Origin of the sequence: Gemmatimonas phototrophica, assembly GCF_000695095.2 — a bacterium.
Lineage (GTDB): Bacteria > Gemmatimonadota > Gemmatimonadetes > Gemmatimonadales > Gemmatimonadaceae > Gemmatimonas > Gemmatimonas phototrophica.
Map to the genome: position 1 here is coordinate 1985828 of NZ_CP011454.1, position 16410 is coordinate 2002237.

Annotated in this window: 14 protein-coding genes and 2 tRNA genes; 14 read left to right on the forward strand and 2 right to left on the reverse strand. The window is 63.7% G+C overall.

What is annotated here, in order from left to right:
- Positions 1-39: 39 nt before the first annotated feature.
- From GEMMAAP_RS08220 to GEMMAAP_RS08230, 3 genes are all read left to right on the forward strand, one after another.
- Positions 40-126, forward strand: a tRNA-Ser gene (locus GEMMAAP_RS08220).
- A 71-nt stretch (positions 127-197) separates the two neighbouring features.
- Positions 198-284, forward strand: a tRNA-Ser gene (locus GEMMAAP_RS08225).
- Between the two features lie 125 nt (positions 285-409).
- Positions 410-841: an NIPSNAP family protein gene (locus GEMMAAP_RS08230; protein ID WP_026850578.1), complete on the forward strand. Its 432-nt coding sequence runs from the start codon at positions 410-412 to the stop codon at positions 839-841.
- Positions 842-857: 16 nt separating this feature from the next.
- Here GEMMAAP_RS08230 and trxA read toward each other — a convergent pair whose 3' ends face one another.
- Both trxA and GEMMAAP_RS08240 read right to left on the reverse strand, forming a co-directional pair.
- Positions 858-1655, reverse strand: coding sequence for a thioredoxin (gene trxA / locus GEMMAAP_RS08235; protein ID WP_026850579.1), 798 nt, complete (start codon positions 1653-1655; stop codon positions 858-860).
- A gap of 78 nt (positions 1656-1733) precedes the next feature.
- Positions 1734-3404, reverse strand: a complete 1671-nt coding sequence (locus GEMMAAP_RS08240) for an amidohydrolase family protein (protein WP_202969209.1) — start codon at positions 3402-3404, stop codon at positions 1734-1736.
- Between the two features lie 232 nt (positions 3405-3636).
- Here GEMMAAP_RS08240 and GEMMAAP_RS08245 point away from each other — a divergent pair, with 232 nt between their 5' ends.
- The 11 genes from GEMMAAP_RS08245 to GEMMAAP_RS08295 all read left to right on the forward strand — a co-directional run bounded on the left by GEMMAAP_RS08245 (position 3637) and on the right by GEMMAAP_RS08295 (position 16366).
- Positions 3637-4083, forward strand: coding sequence for a ferritin family protein (locus GEMMAAP_RS08245; RefSeq protein WP_158514781.1), 447 nt, complete (start codon positions 3637-3639; stop codon positions 4081-4083).
- Between the two features lie 86 nt (positions 4084-4169).
- Complete coding sequence (locus tag GEMMAAP_RS08250) at positions 4170-5750, forward strand: M28 family metallopeptidase (protein WP_075071636.1); 1581 nt, start codon at positions 4170-4172, stop codon at positions 5748-5750.
- Positions 5751-5798: 48 nt separating this feature from the next.
- Positions 5799-7970, forward strand: a complete 2172-nt coding sequence (locus GEMMAAP_RS08255) for a penicillin acylase family protein (protein WP_082821175.1) — start codon at positions 5799-5801, stop codon at positions 7968-7970.
- Between the two features lie 107 nt (positions 7971-8077).
- Entirely contained in the window at positions 8078-8458 is a 381-nt protein-coding gene (locus GEMMAAP_RS08260) for a hypothetical protein (RefSeq protein ID WP_158514782.1), read from the forward strand.
- A 135-nt stretch (positions 8459-8593) separates the two neighbouring features.
- A complete protein-coding gene (locus tag GEMMAAP_RS08265) occupies positions 8594-9811 on the forward strand; it encodes an ATP-grasp domain-containing protein (protein ID WP_026850585.1) in 1218 nt (405 codons plus the stop codon).
- Positions 9812-9864: 53 nt separating this feature from the next.
- Positions 9865-11097, forward strand: a complete 1233-nt coding sequence (locus GEMMAAP_RS08270) for an ATP-grasp domain-containing protein (RefSeq protein WP_238588195.1) — start codon at positions 9865-9867, stop codon at positions 11095-11097.
- 248 nt (positions 11098-11345) lie between these two features.
- Positions 11346-11822, forward strand: coding sequence for a hypothetical protein (locus tag GEMMAAP_RS08275; protein WP_026850587.1), 477 nt, complete (start codon positions 11346-11348; stop codon positions 11820-11822).
- Positions 11823-11966: 144 nt separating this feature from the next.
- Complete coding sequence (pyrR, locus tag GEMMAAP_RS08280) at positions 11967-12518, forward strand: bifunctional pyr operon transcriptional regulator/uracil phosphoribosyltransferase PyrR (protein WP_026850588.1); 552 nt, start codon at positions 11967-11969, stop codon at positions 12516-12518.
- A gap of 4 nt (positions 12519-12522) precedes the next feature.
- The gene (locus GEMMAAP_RS08285; RefSeq protein WP_026850589.1) at positions 12523-13482 is read left to right on the forward strand and encodes an aspartate carbamoyltransferase catalytic subunit; all 960 of its coding nucleotides are present in this window, start codon (positions 12523-12525) and stop codon (positions 13480-13482) included.
- Entirely contained in the window at positions 13482-14780 is a 1299-nt protein-coding gene (locus tag GEMMAAP_RS08290) for a dihydroorotase (RefSeq protein ID WP_043581392.1), read from the forward strand. Before GEMMAAP_RS08285 ends, GEMMAAP_RS08290 begins: the two co-directional genes overlap by 1 nt.
- Before the next feature lie 236 nt (positions 14781-15016).
- Positions 15017-16366, forward strand: a complete 1350-nt coding sequence (locus GEMMAAP_RS08295) for a zinc finger Ran-binding domain-containing protein (protein ID WP_026850591.1) — start codon at positions 15017-15019, stop codon at positions 16364-16366.
- Positions 16367-16410 lie beyond the last annotated feature (44 nt).

Genomic DNA, 16410 nt, shown 5'->3' on the forward strand with positions numbered 1-16410 from the left:
GCTATGAGAGTCCTTCCGCCATTCGGCAGCGGGGCCCTAGGATAGGTGGCCGAGTGGTTGAAGGCACCGGTCTCGAAAACCGGCATACCGGCAACGGTATCGTGAGTTCGAATCTCACCCTGTCCGCTGCACAATTGTTGTTTCTCAAGCGTGAACGCGCCGCCACGGCCTGCCGCGGTGGTGCGTTCCTGCTTCCTGGATGGGTGGCCGAGTGGTTTAAGGCGCACGCCTGGAAAGCGTGTGGGGGTGAAAGCCTCTCGCGAGTTCGAATCTCGCCTCATCCGCTGCAACATGAATCCCCGCGACGGTCTCACCACCGCGCGGGGATTTGTGCTTTCTTCCCGGTCCGCCCCCGAAGGCGGGTGCCCTCCCCAAACGCTGCAGCACCTTACCCCTGCGGATGTTTGCCATGACCAGACGCAACATAGCCCTTGGGATGCTCGCCCTTGCCCTGACGACCAGTACCGGGTTTGCGGCAGGGGTCGTGGTTGGCAATCGTCAGACCGACCGCGTTTACGAACTGCGCACCTATACCACCTTGCCGGGGCGGTTACCCGCCCTTGAGCAACGGTTTGCCAAACACACCATGCAGCTGTTCGAAAAGCATGGGATGCGCAACGAGATGTACTGGATTCCGACCGACAGTGCCTTGCGTACGACAACGCTGATCTACGTCATCTCACACGACAGTCGTGAAGCCGCCGACCGCAGTTGGCGGAACTTCGGGACGGACCCGCAGTGGATTGCCGTGCGCGACGCCAGTGAAGCCGACGGCAAGATTCTCGCCCGGTCCCCCGAGCGCGTCTTCATGCAGCGGACCGCATGGTCACCACCGCGGTAACGCCGCGCGCCGTCGTTTAGGAGAAGAGCACCGACGCCATGCGTCGGCGAGCGCCGCGCACCACCTCGTCATCGTCGATCAGCTGCAGTCCGTCCACCAAGGCGAGGCGTGCCGGACTCTCATCGCTCTTGTCATCGCGGAGCGCGTCCAGCAAGTGCGAAATGCCCTCGTCCGCGCGCCCGTCAAGTAGCGCCTGAGCGCCAAGGCGTATACGGTCCCCGGGGTCGCGGTCATGCACCCGCCGGCGGAGTGAGATGCGCGCACGCGCACGCACCGCCTGCGGACTTCCGTACAGGTCAGCAGGCAGTCCTTCAAGAAGCGTCCCCGCCTCCTGGTCGCCATCCACGTCGAGCAGCGCCACTGCCAGCTCCAGCTGCAGGGGGCTCCGGGTGGGATGCTGCCCCAAGGCGTCGCGAATCTGCGCCACACGTTCGGCGGGCACCTCCGACCATGTGGGCACCTCGCCACCGGCCTCCACACCGTTCTGTCGCAGAAAGGCGCGGATCTTTCCTTCCGGCTGTGCTCCCAGAAAGGTCGCCGTTGCTTTGCCGTCTTTGAAGAGCGCGACCGTAGGAAGCGAAGCGATCTTGAATGCCGATGCCAGCTGCTGTTCCCGGTCAGTATCCACCTTGACCATCAGGAACCCGCCCGCGTACTCCTCCGCGAGCTTCTCAAGCACGGGCCCAAGGGCTCGACAGGGGGCGCACCACGCGGCCCAGAAGTCCACCAGCACCGGCGTGCGGTGTGATGGGGCAAGCACGAGTGCTTCGAACGTTTCGGTGGTGGCGTTTGCAACCCACGCAGAATCAGACACGGATTTTCTCCCCCAGAAAACAATCCCGGTACGGTGTGGCACCGTACCGGGAAAGTTAGTGGGTTGGGCAGGGGTGCGTTACTTGCCGCCGCGAGCCCGACGTTGGGCGTTCCCCATCTCCTCGATGTCTGCCAGCAACTTTTTGGCATCGTACACAATCCCGTCCTTGATGGTGTACTTCACCCCACCATACGTTTCCACCTTCCCCGTCTCGTCATTGAGGCGCTGCCACCCCGTGCCGTAGAGCACCTTGAGATTGGTGAACGGATTCGCATCCACGATCACCAGATCAGCCAGCGCACCGGGCTCTACCACGCCGCGTTCAATCGGCAGTCCCGTCGGCTTGTTGAGCGCCACCGCCGCATGGTACGTGCCGGCCCTGATCGCTTCACCCGGATAGAATCCGGCTTCCTGCAGGAGCTCCAACTCTTCGATGGTCGAAAAGCCCGGCGTGTTCCAGATGAACCCGGCGTCCGAGCTCGCGGTCACACGGCCACCCATGTTCTTGTAGTCATTCAGGAACATCATCCACACGCGATAGAAGTTCTTCCACGCCACTTCATCGGCCGTCGTCCAGTCGTAGAAATACGCGCCGTGGTTTTCGCGATTGGAGAGGTAGAAGTCCCGCTGCGTGGGAATCGTGTACTTCTCGTGCCACGGCGCGTACATCCGGTGATTGACATCGCGCCCCGTAAGGTACGTCGTCATCGTGGGATCGAGCGTCACGTCACGGTCCTTCAGGTTCTTGAGGAAGCGGTTCCACTTCTCACTGCGTGGTGTTACCAGGCTCCACTGCCGCGCCACCTGACCAAACCGCGTCTGCTCATCCTGCAGGTTCGCGTCGAGCGGCCACGGCTGCACCTGGTTGTTGTCGTACATCGATTCAAAGACGCCATAAAAGTGCGTAATGGCTTCCAGTCCCATCGCGGTCGCCACGTCGCCATTCACCTGCGCCACGCCACCCTGTTGCAGGTGCGCCGTCGTGCCCAGCCCCAGCTTCTTCGCTTCGTCGAGGTAGGCCTGCATCAGATCCGGACGCTCGGCTCCCAGCTTGAGACCGTCGGCGCCGTTGGCCTTCGCCCACCGCACCCATTCACGGGCCACGTCCGGGGTACGCGGCGTGCCACGCCCCCATCCCGTGCCGGGGCGCTGGTACACCACGTACCGTGGGGCCGTAATTTCGTTCTTTTCGCTGCGCGCCCGCTCCTTGACGGAATAGTCGAAACTCGCGAATGGCACACCGCGCACCGTCGTAATGCCGTGCGCCAGCCACAGTTTGTTGTAGTACTCACTCTCCGGAGCCTTCTGCTGCGTGCCCTGATGCACATGCAGATCAATCAACCCCGGCATGAGATACATGCCATTCGCGTCGATTTCCTTGGTGGCCCCGGTGGGACGCTTGGCCGGATCGATCTTCACTTTCGGATAGCCAACGCTCACGATCTGGGCAATCCGGTTCCCCTCCACGACCACATCCACCGGTCCGCGCGGGGCGCTGCCGTACCCGTCAATCACATTCACGCCGCGAATGATGAGGCGCTGAAATGGCCCCTCCCCTTCGCGTTTGGCCGGGGCAGGGGCGGGATCTTCCCGTCGCTCACCAGCCAGCCGTGCCTGTACGGCGGGGTCCACGGGAGCGGTTTGGGCCTTCGGACGGGCCTGTGCTGCACTGCTGAACATCGGGAGGGCGAGGAACGCCCCGGTCGCCAGAAGGGGACCGGTAGAACGAAGGAGGGATAATCGGCGCATGGTGGGGATGAGTTGAGGGGGTGGGGGTACCATAGAGATACTGCCAACGTCGCGGATTCGCTGGCGCACCGGCTGAATGGCACGGCCTCGGGGAAATCCTGATGGGGTAAGTATCTGTTTATGTGTAAATGCATATAGAGTGATTATTCCCACATCTCCGATACGAGGAGGGCCCATGCGCCACCCCATTCGATTCTCCCGCGGCACTCGCTCCCTGTGGCCAGCTCTTGGCGTGTTCCTGGCTGCTTGCAATACCACTGCAACCGCCCCGGCCGTGGCTCCGGCGCTGGCCGCCAACGTAGTGGCGGCGATCGACACCACCCTTCAGGATGAACGGCATGCCGAGTCGATCTATCTCCGCGTGCTCGCCGATCACGGCAATGTGCTCCCGTTCTTCAACATTGTGGTCGCCGAACAGCGCCATTCCGCGTCGCTGGAGGCCCTGTTGCGGGGGCGAGGACTGCCGGTCGCCGAAAGTCCGTGGACGCTCGACAACGTGCCGCGTTTTCCCTCCGTACGCGAAGCGTGCGCTGCGGCGGCAACCGCCGAGGTGGATAATGTAGCGCTGTACGACCGGTTCCTTTCCTTCGACCTGCCTGCAGACGTTCGGCAGGTCTTCACAGCCAATCGACGGGCGTCGATCGAGAAACATCTTCCGGCTTTCCAGCTCTGTCGCTGAGGGCTCGGCGGCGCTGGCGAACCGTTCTCCAAAAGGCTGAAGAGGCCGGCAAATGCACGATGGCGGTGGCGGCGGTAGGTTGGGAGATGCCTTCCTACCCCGCTATTCGCACGGCAACATCCGCGCTCCTGATCGGATGGGCCATCGCTTCCCTCGGCCTGCTTCCGGCATCGGCGCGGGCCCAGCGTCGACCGGCATCGACCGGCGTACGCAGCGCTGAGGTGCCCGCGGCGCTGTCGCTCATCAAGGAGGCCGACCTCAAACGCGATCTCTACGCCATGGCCGGCGACGCCATGCGTGGTCGCGAGGCCGGCACACCGGACGAAATGCGCGCCTCCATGTGGGTCGCGGAGCAACTGCGCACCATTGGTGTGAAGCCGGTGGGGGATGACGGCTCCTATTTCCAATGGTTCAACATGATTCGTACCCGTGTCTCCAGCGTCTCGTCGCGAGGCACTCTGGGGAGCGAGCCTATTGAGGTCTGGAAGGATTTCATTCCGCTCGGTGGCTCAGGGGCGGATGTGGCCGGAACCGTCGTGTGGGTGGCCAACAGCGCCGATACGACCATAGATGTGCGCGGAAAGGTCGTGGCGACCGCCATGGTGCCCCCGTCTCCCGCGAGCATTCGCACCACAACCAACAGCGCCGAAGTGCGCTATACGCAGGCCGCCATTGCTGCCACGCAGGCCCGGTTCGCACGCCGTGGCGCCGCCGGGCTCATTCTCGTGGCCGATGCGACCAGTGACATTGCCTTTGATGCCCTGGCCATTCTGCGGGCGCGCGGCACGTATGATGTCGATCGCGCCGCCCGTCGGTTCGCCGCCCAACCCATCCGCGCTGAAGTGCCAGTGCCGGCACGTCAGGCCGGGACGCCCGCCTTCCTCGTGCGCAGCGCCATGGCCTCGCGCCTGCAGGCCTCGCCGGCGGTGGACATTCAGGTGCGCCTCGAACGCTTCGAAACGCCTAGCGTCAACATTGTTGGCGTCATTCGTGGCACGGACCCCAAGCTGCGCGACGAGTACGTCCTCTACAGCTCACACCAGGACCACGACGGGGTGCGCTACAAAATTGAAGGCGACTCGGTGTGGGCCGGTGCCGACGATAATGGCACCGTGAGTGTGGCCCTAATGGCCTCGGCGCGTGCCTTTGCACGGCAGCCGGGAAAACGCTCCATCCTCTTCGTTTACCACGGTGCCGAAGAGCGCGGCTTGCTGGGCAGCCGCTACCACGCGGCCCATCCCGTCGTGCCCCTCAGCAACATCGTCACCGTCCTCAACGGCGACATGATTGGCCGCAACCACCCGGACTCGGCCAGTTTGCTGGGCATCCAGCCACCCCATCGCAATTCGGCAGATCTGGTTGCCATGGCCGTGCGGGCCAATGAGCTCACCGGAAAATTCAAGCTCGATTCCATCTGGGATCGCCCCACGCACCCGGAAGGCTGGTACTTCCGCAGTGATCACGTGCCGTATGCCCGCCTCAATGTACCGGCGGTCATGTACAGCACCAATCTGCACCCCGATTACCACACCCCCCGCGATAAACCCGAGCGCATCAATTATCCGAAGCTCACGCGGATGACGCAGTGGATGTATCTCACCGGCTGGTTTGTCGCCAACGCTCCCAAACGTCCCGCGATCGACGAGGGCTTCAAGCTGGAGCGGTAACTGTCCAGACTGGATTGCCATCGTTCCATTCTTCGGTTCCCCTTCTCCATGTCCGCACCTTCGCACCTATGCCGCCTCGCCGCGGCGTTGCTGCTGCCATGTCTTCTCGGCGGGGCAAACCGCACCGCCATCTCGGACGAGCCCACGATTCGCCGCACCGAGTTCGGCGTACCCCATATCGAGGCCACAACGTTCCGGGGACTGGGCATCGGCCTTGGCTTTGCCCAGGCCGAAGACTACCAGGAGCGCGTCGTCATTTCGTTGTTGCGAGCCAAGGGGTATATGGGGCGCACCTTCGGCAAGGACAGCATGGAGTCGGACTTTGCCGCCATGCGTATCCATGCCCGGGTACAGCAGACATACCACCTGCTCGATGCCGATACGCGGGCCATGTATGATGGGTTCGCCGAAGGGGTCAATCGCTACATCACGGCCAATCGTGGTACCCTCCCGGCATGGGCGCAGCCGGTGTTCCATGGTCATGATGTGGCGGCCGGTGACATCGGTACCGCCAACACCACCGCCGCCCGCAATCTGGTGCTACGGTGGCTGCGTCGGGATTCATTGGCACGGGTCACACCGCCCGAACACGACGCCAGTCGTGAAGAGCCAGACATTGCGGCACGCCCCATTCTTGGCAGCGATGCCGACGTGGGCTCCAATGCGTGGGCGCTGGCTCCCTCGAGGACGACCTCGGGGCGCGCGATCCTCTTGCGGAATCCTCATCTCAACTGGAACGCGGGGTATTGGGAGGCCCACGTCACACTCCCCGGGAAGCTCGACTTCTACGGTGATTTTCGCATTGGCAGCGCCTTCTCCGTTGTTGGAGGATTCAATGCGCAGCTCGGATGGGCGACCACCAACAATGCGACCGATCTCGACGAGGTGTATGAACTGGCGCTCGATGCCACGCAGCCGGATCATTACCTGTTCGATGGGACCAGCGTGCCGGTGCGCTATGACGACGTCGCGGTAGTCTCGCGGGACGGCGACAGCCTGCGCACCACCACGCGGCGATATGCCACCACGCCGCTCGGTCCAGTCATCCATCGCAGCCACGACAAGTTGTACATCGTCCGCGCGGGCCCCGAAGGGGAATACCGTGCCGGTGCGCAGTTTCTGGCCATGATGCGCGCGCAGTCGCTGAAGGAATGGAAGCAGGCACTCGCCATGCGCGCGCGCGCCACATCCAATCTGACCTATGCCGACCGCGCCGGAAACATCCTGACGATCTGGATGGCCACGATTCCGCGATTGCCGCATCCGTCCGGCCACGACTCGGTGCCCATTCCGGCGCGTACTTCGGCGGATATCTGGACCCGGCTTATTACACTCGACTCCCTCCCGCAAACCCAAAATCCGCCGGGAGGGTACGTCCACAATGAGAACGACGCGCCGCATTTTGCCAATCTCCGCGCGCTGCTCGATACGGCTCGCTATCCCGATAATGTGGAGCGCGGCGAACTGCGGCTCCGCAGTCAGCTGGCGCTCCAGCTCATTGCCAACACCCGCAAGTTTTCGCTGGAAGACGTCGTCCGCCAAAAGCACTCCATGCGGATGCTGCTGGCCGATCGTGTCAAGCCGGAGCTGCTGGCGGCGGTGAAACGTTCGCCGGTGGCCACTGACTCCACGGCCATGCTGGCCGTCGCCATCCTGGCGGCGTGGAACAACTCTGTCGCTCCGACCAGCCGCGGCGGTGTCCTTTTCGAGACGTTCTGGCGCCGGTATCTGTTGCAGGCGCGCGATTCCGCTTTTGCCGAAAAGTGGTCGTGGGCGCGGCTCACACAAACGCCGCGAGGGCTCGGCCAGCCGGAGAAAGCGGTTGACGCCCTGCTGTGGGCCATGAACGAAACGACTCGGAAGTTTGGACGCCCTGATGTGGCCTGGGGGGATGTTCACCGGGTCCGGCGCGGTGGCGTGGATGTGCCGGTGGGTGGCTGTAGCGGGGCACTTGGCTGCTTTCGCGTCCTCACCTACGAAGAACAGGCTGATGGCAAGCGGGCGGCCAACAGTGGAGATGGGTGGGTACTGGCCGTGGAGTTCGGTCCTCGCACCCCGCGGGCGTATTCGATCCTTGCCTACGGACAAAGCACCGATCCCAAGTCCCCGCACCATGCCGACCAGGCGGCCATGTTCGCCCGCGGGGAGTTCAAGCCGGTGCGATTCACCGCCAAAGATGTGATTGCTCACACAATCCGGCAGTACACCCCCAGCCCATAATGCCCAAGGCATTTACTTCTGGGCGCTTTTGACGTTCATTTTCCAGACCTTTTCACTTCACTTCAGGGGAGTCACCCACGATGCAGCATCTCGTGCGCCGCTTGCTGGTGCCTGTTCTCGCAACTGCGGCCCTCACGTTGGGCACTTCGCAGGCCAGTGCGTTTGTCGGCCAGCCCAAGGCTGAACTCAAGATTGAAGGTGAACGCGCGCAGGATGGCGCCCGCCTCGTGATCAAGGGGAAGAATTGGCCTGCCAAGTCCAAGCTCAAGATTACCGCTACTCGCGCGCCGGGCGCGCGCAGCCCGCAGGACTTTGGTGTGGTCGATGTCGATGACAAGGGCGAGTTCGTGCTGCGCAAGACGGTCCAGTGCACCACGCAGTCCATGGACGAGGGTACGACGGAAAGCGTGACCTTCACGGCGGCCGAAGAAACGTCGGGAACGAAAGCCACGGCCAAGTCCACCGGTGCGCCCTGGGTCTGCATGTAATCGTTGGCTCGGAGGCCACTCCGTGCGGATCGCCGGGCTGTTGGTCGCCGAAACGATGGTTGTCGCACTAGTTTCTCCACGCGGTGCTCCCCTGCTTGGGGGGCACCGCGTTGCATATCTCCGCTACCCGCCGCCATGCTGGTAATCTTCGTTGCCCCGTTCTTTTCCCCCGCCGCCACGCAAATGATTGAGGCGGCGCTGGCACTGCCTCACATCCGCCTCGCGGTCATTGCCCAACAGGCACTGGAGCAGTTGCCTCCTCATCTCGCCGCCCGCCTGGTAGGGCACTGGCGCGTGAACGATGTCACAGACGCCGGGCAATTGACGTGGGCAGTGAAAGGCCTGTCCGCGGCCCATGGGGCGGTCTCACGCTGTTTCGCCGCCTACGAGCAAACGCAGTGGCCATTGGCGACTGTCCGGGAGCAGCTGGGAATTCCCGGGCTCCCCAGCGAGGCCGCGCAAAACTTCCGCGACAAGGCCCGCATGAAGGACGTCTTGCGTGCCGCCGGCGTGCCCGTTGCCAGACACCAATTGGTTGAGCATGCTCCCGACGCCCGACGATTCGTGGCCGACGTGGGCTTCCCCATTGTCATCAAGCCGCCGGCCGGCGCTGGCGCCAAGGCCACCGAGCGCATAACCGATGCGTCGTCGTTGGAGGCCGCCCTTCAACGCTACGCGCCGTCGCCGCAGGATCCCATGCTCGCCGAGGAATTCCTGCGTGGTACGGAGCATTCGCTGGAAACGGTCACGATCAACGGCGCGCCGGTCTGGCACTCGCTGACACGATACGCTCCGACACCGCTGGACGTCATTGAGAACCCGTGGATCCAATGGACGGTGCTTCTCCCGCGCGACATCGATACCCCCCAGTACGACGACATCAAGGCCATGGGCGACAAGGCGCTCAAGGTACTCGGCATGACCACCGGCGTGTCGCACTGCGAATGGTTCCGGCGCCCCGATGGATCGGTCGCCATCAGTGAAATTGCGGCCCGGCCACCTGGCGCCAACATCACCACCATGGTGTCCCGCGCGAACGACATGGATTTCGTGACTGCCTGGATGCGCCTCATGATCGACGGACGGTTCACGGTTCCCGAGCGCAGGTATGCCGTTGGCACAGCCTACCTGCGAGGACAGGGGCAGGGAATCGTGGCTGCAGTGGAAGGGCTTGATCTCGTTCGGCGCGAGCTGCATCACCTGATCTGCGACGAACGGCTCCCCTATCCGGGGCAGGCGCCCACCGGCAGCTACGAGGGCGAGGGATTCATCATGGTGCGCCACCCCGACACTAGGGTGGTGCAAAACGCCCTGACGCGTATCATCTCCACTGTGAAGGTCATTCTCCGTTAGCCGCGACCACGTTTCGTCGTCGTTCTGCCACCACCGACCCGTCGGCCCTCCAAGTGTCCATATCCAAAACCGTCCTCATGATCACGCCGGGGTTTCCCGGCGAAATGCCCTTGTTCACCCGCGGACTCTCCGAGCAAGGTGCCACGGTGCTGGGGGTGGCCGACGGACCGGCGAGCGATCTGCCCGAACTCGCCCGGCGGCATCTGAGCGACTATTTGCAGGTGCCCGACCTGTTCTCCAACGTGCCGAGTGCCATTGACCAGATCCGTCGCTGGTTGGGGGCTCGCACCCTCGATCGCGTCTGCTGTCTCTGGGAGCCCGGTATTGAACTCGCGGCGCAGATCCGGGAAGCGCTCGACGTGCCGGGGCAAGGGTATGAGCAGTCGCTCAAGTTCCGCAATAAAGACCTCATGAAGCAGGCGCTGGCCGATGGCGGAGTGCGGGTGCCGCACCACGCGGTGGCCAGTACCGCCGCCGAGGTCTGGGCGGCGGCCGAACAGGTGGGTTACCCGCTCATCATCAAGCCCATCGCCGGGGCGGGATCCATGGACACCTTCCGCTGCGATGACGCCAAAGCCGTTGCGGCGGCCATTGCACAGCTGGGGCACATTGAAACGGTGGACGTCGAAGAGTTCATCGACGGCGAAGAGTTCACCTACGACACCATTTGTGCCGGCGGGGACATCAAGTACTTCCACGTTGGTCACTACCGACCGCGTCCGCTCATTGCGCGGACCAACGAGTGGATCTCGCCGCAGACGCTGTCCTACCGCCATCTCGATGATCCGTGGGTGACTGATGGCATTGCCCTCGGCGAACAGGTCATCAAGATCCTTGGCTACGATACCGGATTCACCCATATGGAGTGGTACCGGAAATCCAATGGCGAGGTGGTGTTCGGCGAAATTGGTGCCCGCCCGCCCGGTGCCCGGACCGTGGACCTGATGAACTTTGCCAGCAACGTGGACCTGTTTGCCGGGTGGGCCGAGGCCGAGCTGCACGGCGCCTTCTCCCTGACCGTCGAACGACCGTATAACTGCGCCTGCATTACCAAGCGCGCGCATGGACAGGGGCGTATTCAGCGCATTGAAGGGCTCGATCGCATCAAGAGCCGGTTGGGTGATGCGATCTGCACGATTGATCTGCTCACCCTCGGGTCGCCTCGCCGCGATTGGAAAAGCACCCTGCTGTCCGACGGGTACGTGACGCTGCGTCATCCCGACTGGCAGACATGCAAGGACATGGCGGATTTCGTGGGTACTGATCTCCACTTGTACGCCGGATAACGGATACCGGGGTGGCGGGAACTGCTGGCACGGAAGGTCGATCTGTGGCGTCCGTGCCTCACTCCCGGTGGTTTCGATGCAACGTGTGGCAAGCTCAACCGTTTGCGTGGAAACACATACCGAGTGGTTTCAGAGGGAAAACGGTGATTTGAAGGGTGTTTGGGCCGCGGCACACGCTTTGCCCTACTGGTGTGCGAAGGCCGCGTTGAGGCGGCCGCGATGCATCCCTCTCTGCCGGAACCGTTTTCATGTCGCCCATTCTCGAAGAACCGCCAGTCGATCCCATCCGCGGGTATTTCTCGCAGTTGTGTGTGATGCTCACCGGCATCGCCTCCGGGGTCGTTGAGGCACCGGCCGGGAATGCCCTGCAGTCGCCCACATATCACATGGGTCGCCGCGACGGCTTGCATGTGGTGGTCGCCCACCTCGCGTCCAGTCGCACGCTCAAGGAAGCGGCCGACAAGTGTGTGGCGTTCGGTCGCGGGGTTGAGGAACGGGCGGACTCGCACCCGTATGGCCCTGATTGGTCGCAGGGGTTTGCGCAGGCCACCATGGAGGCCGCGTCCGATATCGCCATGTACGCCGCCACCTCGCATATCCCGCCGGTAGACAAGGCCCGGCTCCGGGCCGCTCGCACCGCCGCGCGTCACCTGTCGCCGCTCCATGGGCTGTGGTCGCCCAAGGCGGCCGGCACCGAACCGCCGCGGTCTCACCACGAGTGGTAAGCTGGCCGCTCTGAAAAATCGCAGTCTCCAGTGGCAGTGAAGTAGGGAAGTGGCGAGCGTCCGGGGGGGCGCTCGCCACTTTGTGTTTCGCCCGGGTCGCGCAACAGTCTCCCGGGGCGCCCGGCCGCTGTTAACTTGTCCGCCATGCCCAACAAGCCCACCACAGTGCTGGACGCACGCGCGCTCGATCGCACGCTGCGCCGCATGGCCGACCAGATCGTTGAACTCAACGCCGGCACCGATAATCTCGTGATCGTCGGTATCCAGCGGCGCGGTGTGCAACTCGCCGAGCGCATCGTGCGCATCATCGAGAGCCAGGAAAAGGTGACGGTCGCTTCCGGCGCTCTCGATATCACGCTCTATCGCGACGACCTGCAGACCGTTGGGCCCCGCCCGGTGGTGGGAGCCACGTCGCTCCCGTGGGCACTCGACGATCAGCGCGTGGTTATCGTCGATGACGTGCTCTATACGGGCCGTACCGTACGCGCGGCGCTCGACGAACTGGCCGATTTCGGACGGCCCTCACGCATTGCGCTCGCGGTGCTCATCGATCGCGGGGGACGCGAACTGCCCATTCACGCGGACATCGTGGGCCGCCGGATAGACGTGGCCGCCGGACAACGCGTCGATGTCTTCATCGAAGAACTCGACGGCCGCGACGAAGTGGAGATTGCCTCCCGCGACGAGGAGGGCTGAGCGTATGGCTGGTCCCCTTGGCAAGGACCTGTTGGGGCTTGCGCCGCTCTCGGCCGACCAGATCCGTCTGGTCCTCGACACCGCGGTGCCGTTCCGGGAAATCTCGGAACGTGCCATCAAGAAAGTCCCCACGCTGCGCGGCGCAACGATCGTGAACCTGTTCTTCGAGGCCTCCACGCGAACCCGTATTTCGTTCGAGTTCGCCGAGAAGCGCCTCAGCGCCGACACCGTCAACGTGGCCTCCGCCGGGTCGAGCGTATCGAAGGGGGAAACGCTCGTCGACACGGCGCGCAATCTCGAAGCGATGAAGATCGACATGGTCGTCGTCCGCCACGGCGGCTCGGGAGCGGCGAAGTTCCTTGCCGAACGCATCGAGTCGAACGTCGTCAATGCCGGTGACGGCACCAACGAACACCCCACGCAGGGGCTGCTCGACATGCTCACGTTGCGTGACCGCTTCGGTGATCTTGCCGGCAAGCGCATCTGCATCGTGGGTGATGTGCTCCATTCGCGCGTGGCGCGCTCCAACATCTGGGGGCTCACCAAGCTTGGCGCACAGGTCGCGGTCTGCGGCCCGCGGTCCTTGCTTCCCAACGCCATCGAACAGATGGGCGTGACGGTCTTCAATCGCATCGAAGAAGCGATCGAATGGGCCGACGCGCTCAACGTGTTGCGTTTGCAACTCGAGCGCATGCAGGCGGGCTACATCCCGTCGCTGCGCGAATACAATCGCGTTTTCGGCGTCACCAGTGCACGACTGGAGAAGGCGTCGCGCGATCTGCTCATCCTCCATCCAGGCCCGATGAATCGTGGCGTGGAAATCGATAGCGACGTGGCCGATGGACCGCACTCGGTGATCCTCGATCAGGTCACGAACGGCGTTGCCGTCCGTATGGCTGTCCTGTACCTGCTTGCCGGTGGCAAGCCTGAACTGGCCGAAGCGGCCAAGAAGGGAGTGGCATAATGGCGTATCCCATCGGGTCACGGGACCTGCTCATTCGTGGTGGTCGCATCATCGACCCGTCGCAAGGCCTCGATGCCGTCGGCGACGTGCTGTTGCGCAATGGTATCGTCGAGGCGTGTGGAGGCACCATCAGCACACCGGACGGCGCCGAGATTCTCGACGCCTCGGGGCTCGTGGTCGCGCCGGGCTTTATCGATGTCCACGTGCACCTGCGCGAACCGGGACGCGAAGATGTCGAAACCGTCGCAAGCGGTGCGCATAGTGCCGTGGCGGGTGGCATTACGGCCGTGTGCTGCATGCCCAACACCAAGCCGGTTACCGACAATCAGGCGGTCGTCGGCTTCGTGAAGCAGAAGGCCGAGCAGGCCGGTTACGCGCGCGTCTATCCGTACGGCGCCATTTCGGTGGGTCAGAAGGGCGAAACACTCGCCGAGATGGCTGAGATGGTCGCCGCCGGTGCCGTCGCGTTCAGTGATGACGGTCGTCCGGTGGAAAGTGCGCAGCTCATGCGCAGCGCGCTCGAATATGCCCGCGCCTTCAACGTGCCCATCGCCGAGCACTGCGAAGACATGACGCTCGCGCGCGGCGGCAGCATGAACGAAGGCATCATGAGCGCGAAGCTCGGGCTCAAGGGTATTCCCGCCGAGGCGGAAGAGATCTACGTCATCCGCGATATCCTGCTCGCGAAGCGCACCGGCGGACACATTCACATGTGCCACCTCAGCACCAAGGGGTCCGTGGAGCTCGTGCGCTGGGGCAAGGAACGCGGCATCAACGTCACGGCGGAAGTGTGCTCGCACCACATCTCGCTCACCGAAGATGCCGTCGACGGCTACAACACCAACGCGAAAATGAATCCGCCGCTGCGCACCGCCGAGGATATCGAAGCGCTGCAGCAGGGGCTCGCCGACGGCACGATCGATCTGCTCGTCACTGATCACGCGCCCCATCACTACGACGAAAAGGAACGTGAGTTCGCCGATGCGCCCAACGGTATCGTGGGGCTCGAGACGGCGCTGGCGGTGAACACGACGTATCTGTTGCACACCGGTATTCTCACGCTGCCGCAGATCGTCGATGCCATGAGCTGCAAGCAGGCGAAAATCTTCCATCTGCCGGGCGGAACGCTCGCTCGGGGCGGCATCGCTGACGTGACCATCTTCGATCCCAATCGCCAGTGGAGTTGCGATCCGAAGGCGTTCAAGTCGAAGGGGCGGAACACCCCGTATGGGGGACATACGTTCACGGGGCAGGCGCGCTATACGATCGTTGCCGGTCGCGTGGTGTACACGGCGTAATGGTGACGGCTCACGGCTGATCACGCCTGAGCTCGTCAGGACGGACCGGTGTGACTTCGGTCACACCGGTTGGCCGCGGCGGAGCAATTGACAACCCCGTGCTGTCACAAAGTGTGCACGGCTGCCATAGTTGAGTACATGACCGCCGCCCTTCACGTGACACCCCTCCGTTCCGCATCGTCCGTTCACGGGATGGCCTGCAGTGAGGGCCTCTCCGAAATCACCCCTCGTTCCTCATGACGGAGTCCAACGTCGTGTCCATCGAAGAAGTGCGCACGCTGGTCGCTGAGCGACAGCGCTATGACGATTGGCTGGCCGCGCTGGAGGCCAAGCGGACCGAAACTCCGCCCCGTGTCTTCGAACGGGTACACGGCGATTACCTCGGCCGCCGACGCGAGGTCATCGTGCGCCTGCAGTCGCACATTGGCGGCTTGTCCGCCATTGGGCATGACCTCGAGCAGCGCCTCAGTGATCTTGAAGCGCGTTTGGCGCTGCATGAGGAAGAACTGGCCGAAGGCATGCTGCGCAATCTGGTCGGAGAATACGACGGCGACCGATGGGACAATGTGCGTCAGGAAATCGAGGCGCGTATCACCGCGCTCGGCGACGAACGAACTACGTTGGCCGTGGAAGTGGCGGATGTGCAGACGCTACTGGCCAGCGCCCGCACGGAGCCGGAGGCGGAACCAGAACCAGACCCCGCGCCTGAGCCGGAACTCCTGGAAACGCCGTCCGCCGATGCGTCCGAGGCGCCCGTGGCCGTTGAGGAGGGCACTGACACCGCCGCCGCCGCCGCTGACTGGCTGGCGGAATCGTCCGCGCCTCAGGATTTTGACCTTGAGGCCGGAACGACCGAGACGCGCGTCGAGACGGACTTCGTGGTGACGGACGTTGTCGCGTACGAAGAATCCGCGCCGCTCCCGGAAGCCACGGCAGAGACGGCGGGGATGCTGGTGGAGACGGTCGAAGGGGCTGCTCGCTCGCCATACGAAGTGGGCACGCCGGCGGCGGCGTTCCTGGCGCAGCCTGACGAAGATTCGCTGTTGGACATCGACGTGTCCGGCATGGTAGACAACCCGATTCCACACAGTGCTCGCCATGAGGACGTGCTTGCGGATGTCGCGGCGCTGTTTGATACGTCGAGCATCACCGCCGTCCCTGAACCCACGCCGTCGCCCGCCGCGCCAGCGAACCCGGCGGAATTCGACGATGCGCTTGCCATGTTTGGCGATGTAAGTGGGGACGCCGATGCCCAATTCCTCAAGTCGCTGGAAGGCATCGAAGCCGATCATGATGCCCCGCCTCAGGGAGGCTCGCGTGTGGATGTCTCCACCACGACCGCCACACCCCCGGCGGCTCCCTCCGGCAACGATCCCTTCGACGATCTCGCCTTCCTGCGCTCGGTCACCGAACCCGGACATTCGGCGGATATCGTGCCTCCCGCCGCACCGTCCATTATGTCGTCAGCGCCGGCGACGTCGGCCCACGAGCCCCAGAAAACCCTGCGCTGCACGGAGTGCGGTACGATGAATCTCCCCACCGAATGGTATTGTGAGCGGTGCGGGGGAGAGTTGGCGGCGTTCTAGCGCCGCCACCTGGCGACGAAGGACAACAAAAAGGCCGGTCTCGC

Bases quoted from the DNA above. Each gene is read 5' to 3' on its own strand.
- GEMMAAP_RS08240 (WP_202969209.1), bottom strand. From the start codon at position 3,404: ATGCGCCGATTATCCCTCCTTCGTTCTACCGGTCCCCTTCTGGCGACC.
- GEMMAAP_RS08290 (WP_043581392.1), top strand. From the start codon at position 13,482: ATGGCGTATCCCATCGGGTCACGGGACCTGCTCATTCGTGGTGGTCGC.
- GEMMAAP_RS08230 (WP_026850578.1), top strand. From the start codon at position 410: ATGACCAGACGCAACATAGCCCTTGGGATGCTCGCCCTTGCCCTGACG.
- pyrR (WP_026850588.1), top strand. From the start codon at position 11,967: ATGCCCAACAAGCCCACCACAGTGCTGGACGCACGCGCGCTCGATCGC.
- GEMMAAP_RS08285 (WP_026850589.1), top strand. From the start codon at position 12,523: ATGGCTGGTCCCCTTGGCAAGGACCTGTTGGGGCTTGCGCCGCTCTCG.
- GEMMAAP_RS08275 (WP_026850587.1), top strand. From the start codon at position 11,346: ATGTCGCCCATTCTCGAAGAACCGCCAGTCGATCCCATCCGCGGGTAT.
- GEMMAAP_RS08295 (WP_026850591.1), top strand. From the start codon at position 15,017: ATGACGGAGTCCAACGTCGTGTCCATCGAAGAAGTGCGCACGCTGGTC.
- GEMMAAP_RS08265 (WP_026850585.1), top strand. From the start codon at position 8,594: ATGCTGGTAATCTTCGTTGCCCCGTTCTTTTCCCCCGCCGCCACGCAA.
- GEMMAAP_RS08255 (WP_082821175.1), top strand. From the start codon at position 5,799: ATGTCCGCACCTTCGCACCTATGCCGCCTCGCCGCGGCGTTGCTGCTG.
- GEMMAAP_RS08250 (WP_075071636.1), top strand. From the start codon at position 4,170: ATGCCTTCCTACCCCGCTATTCGCACGGCAACATCCGCGCTCCTGATC.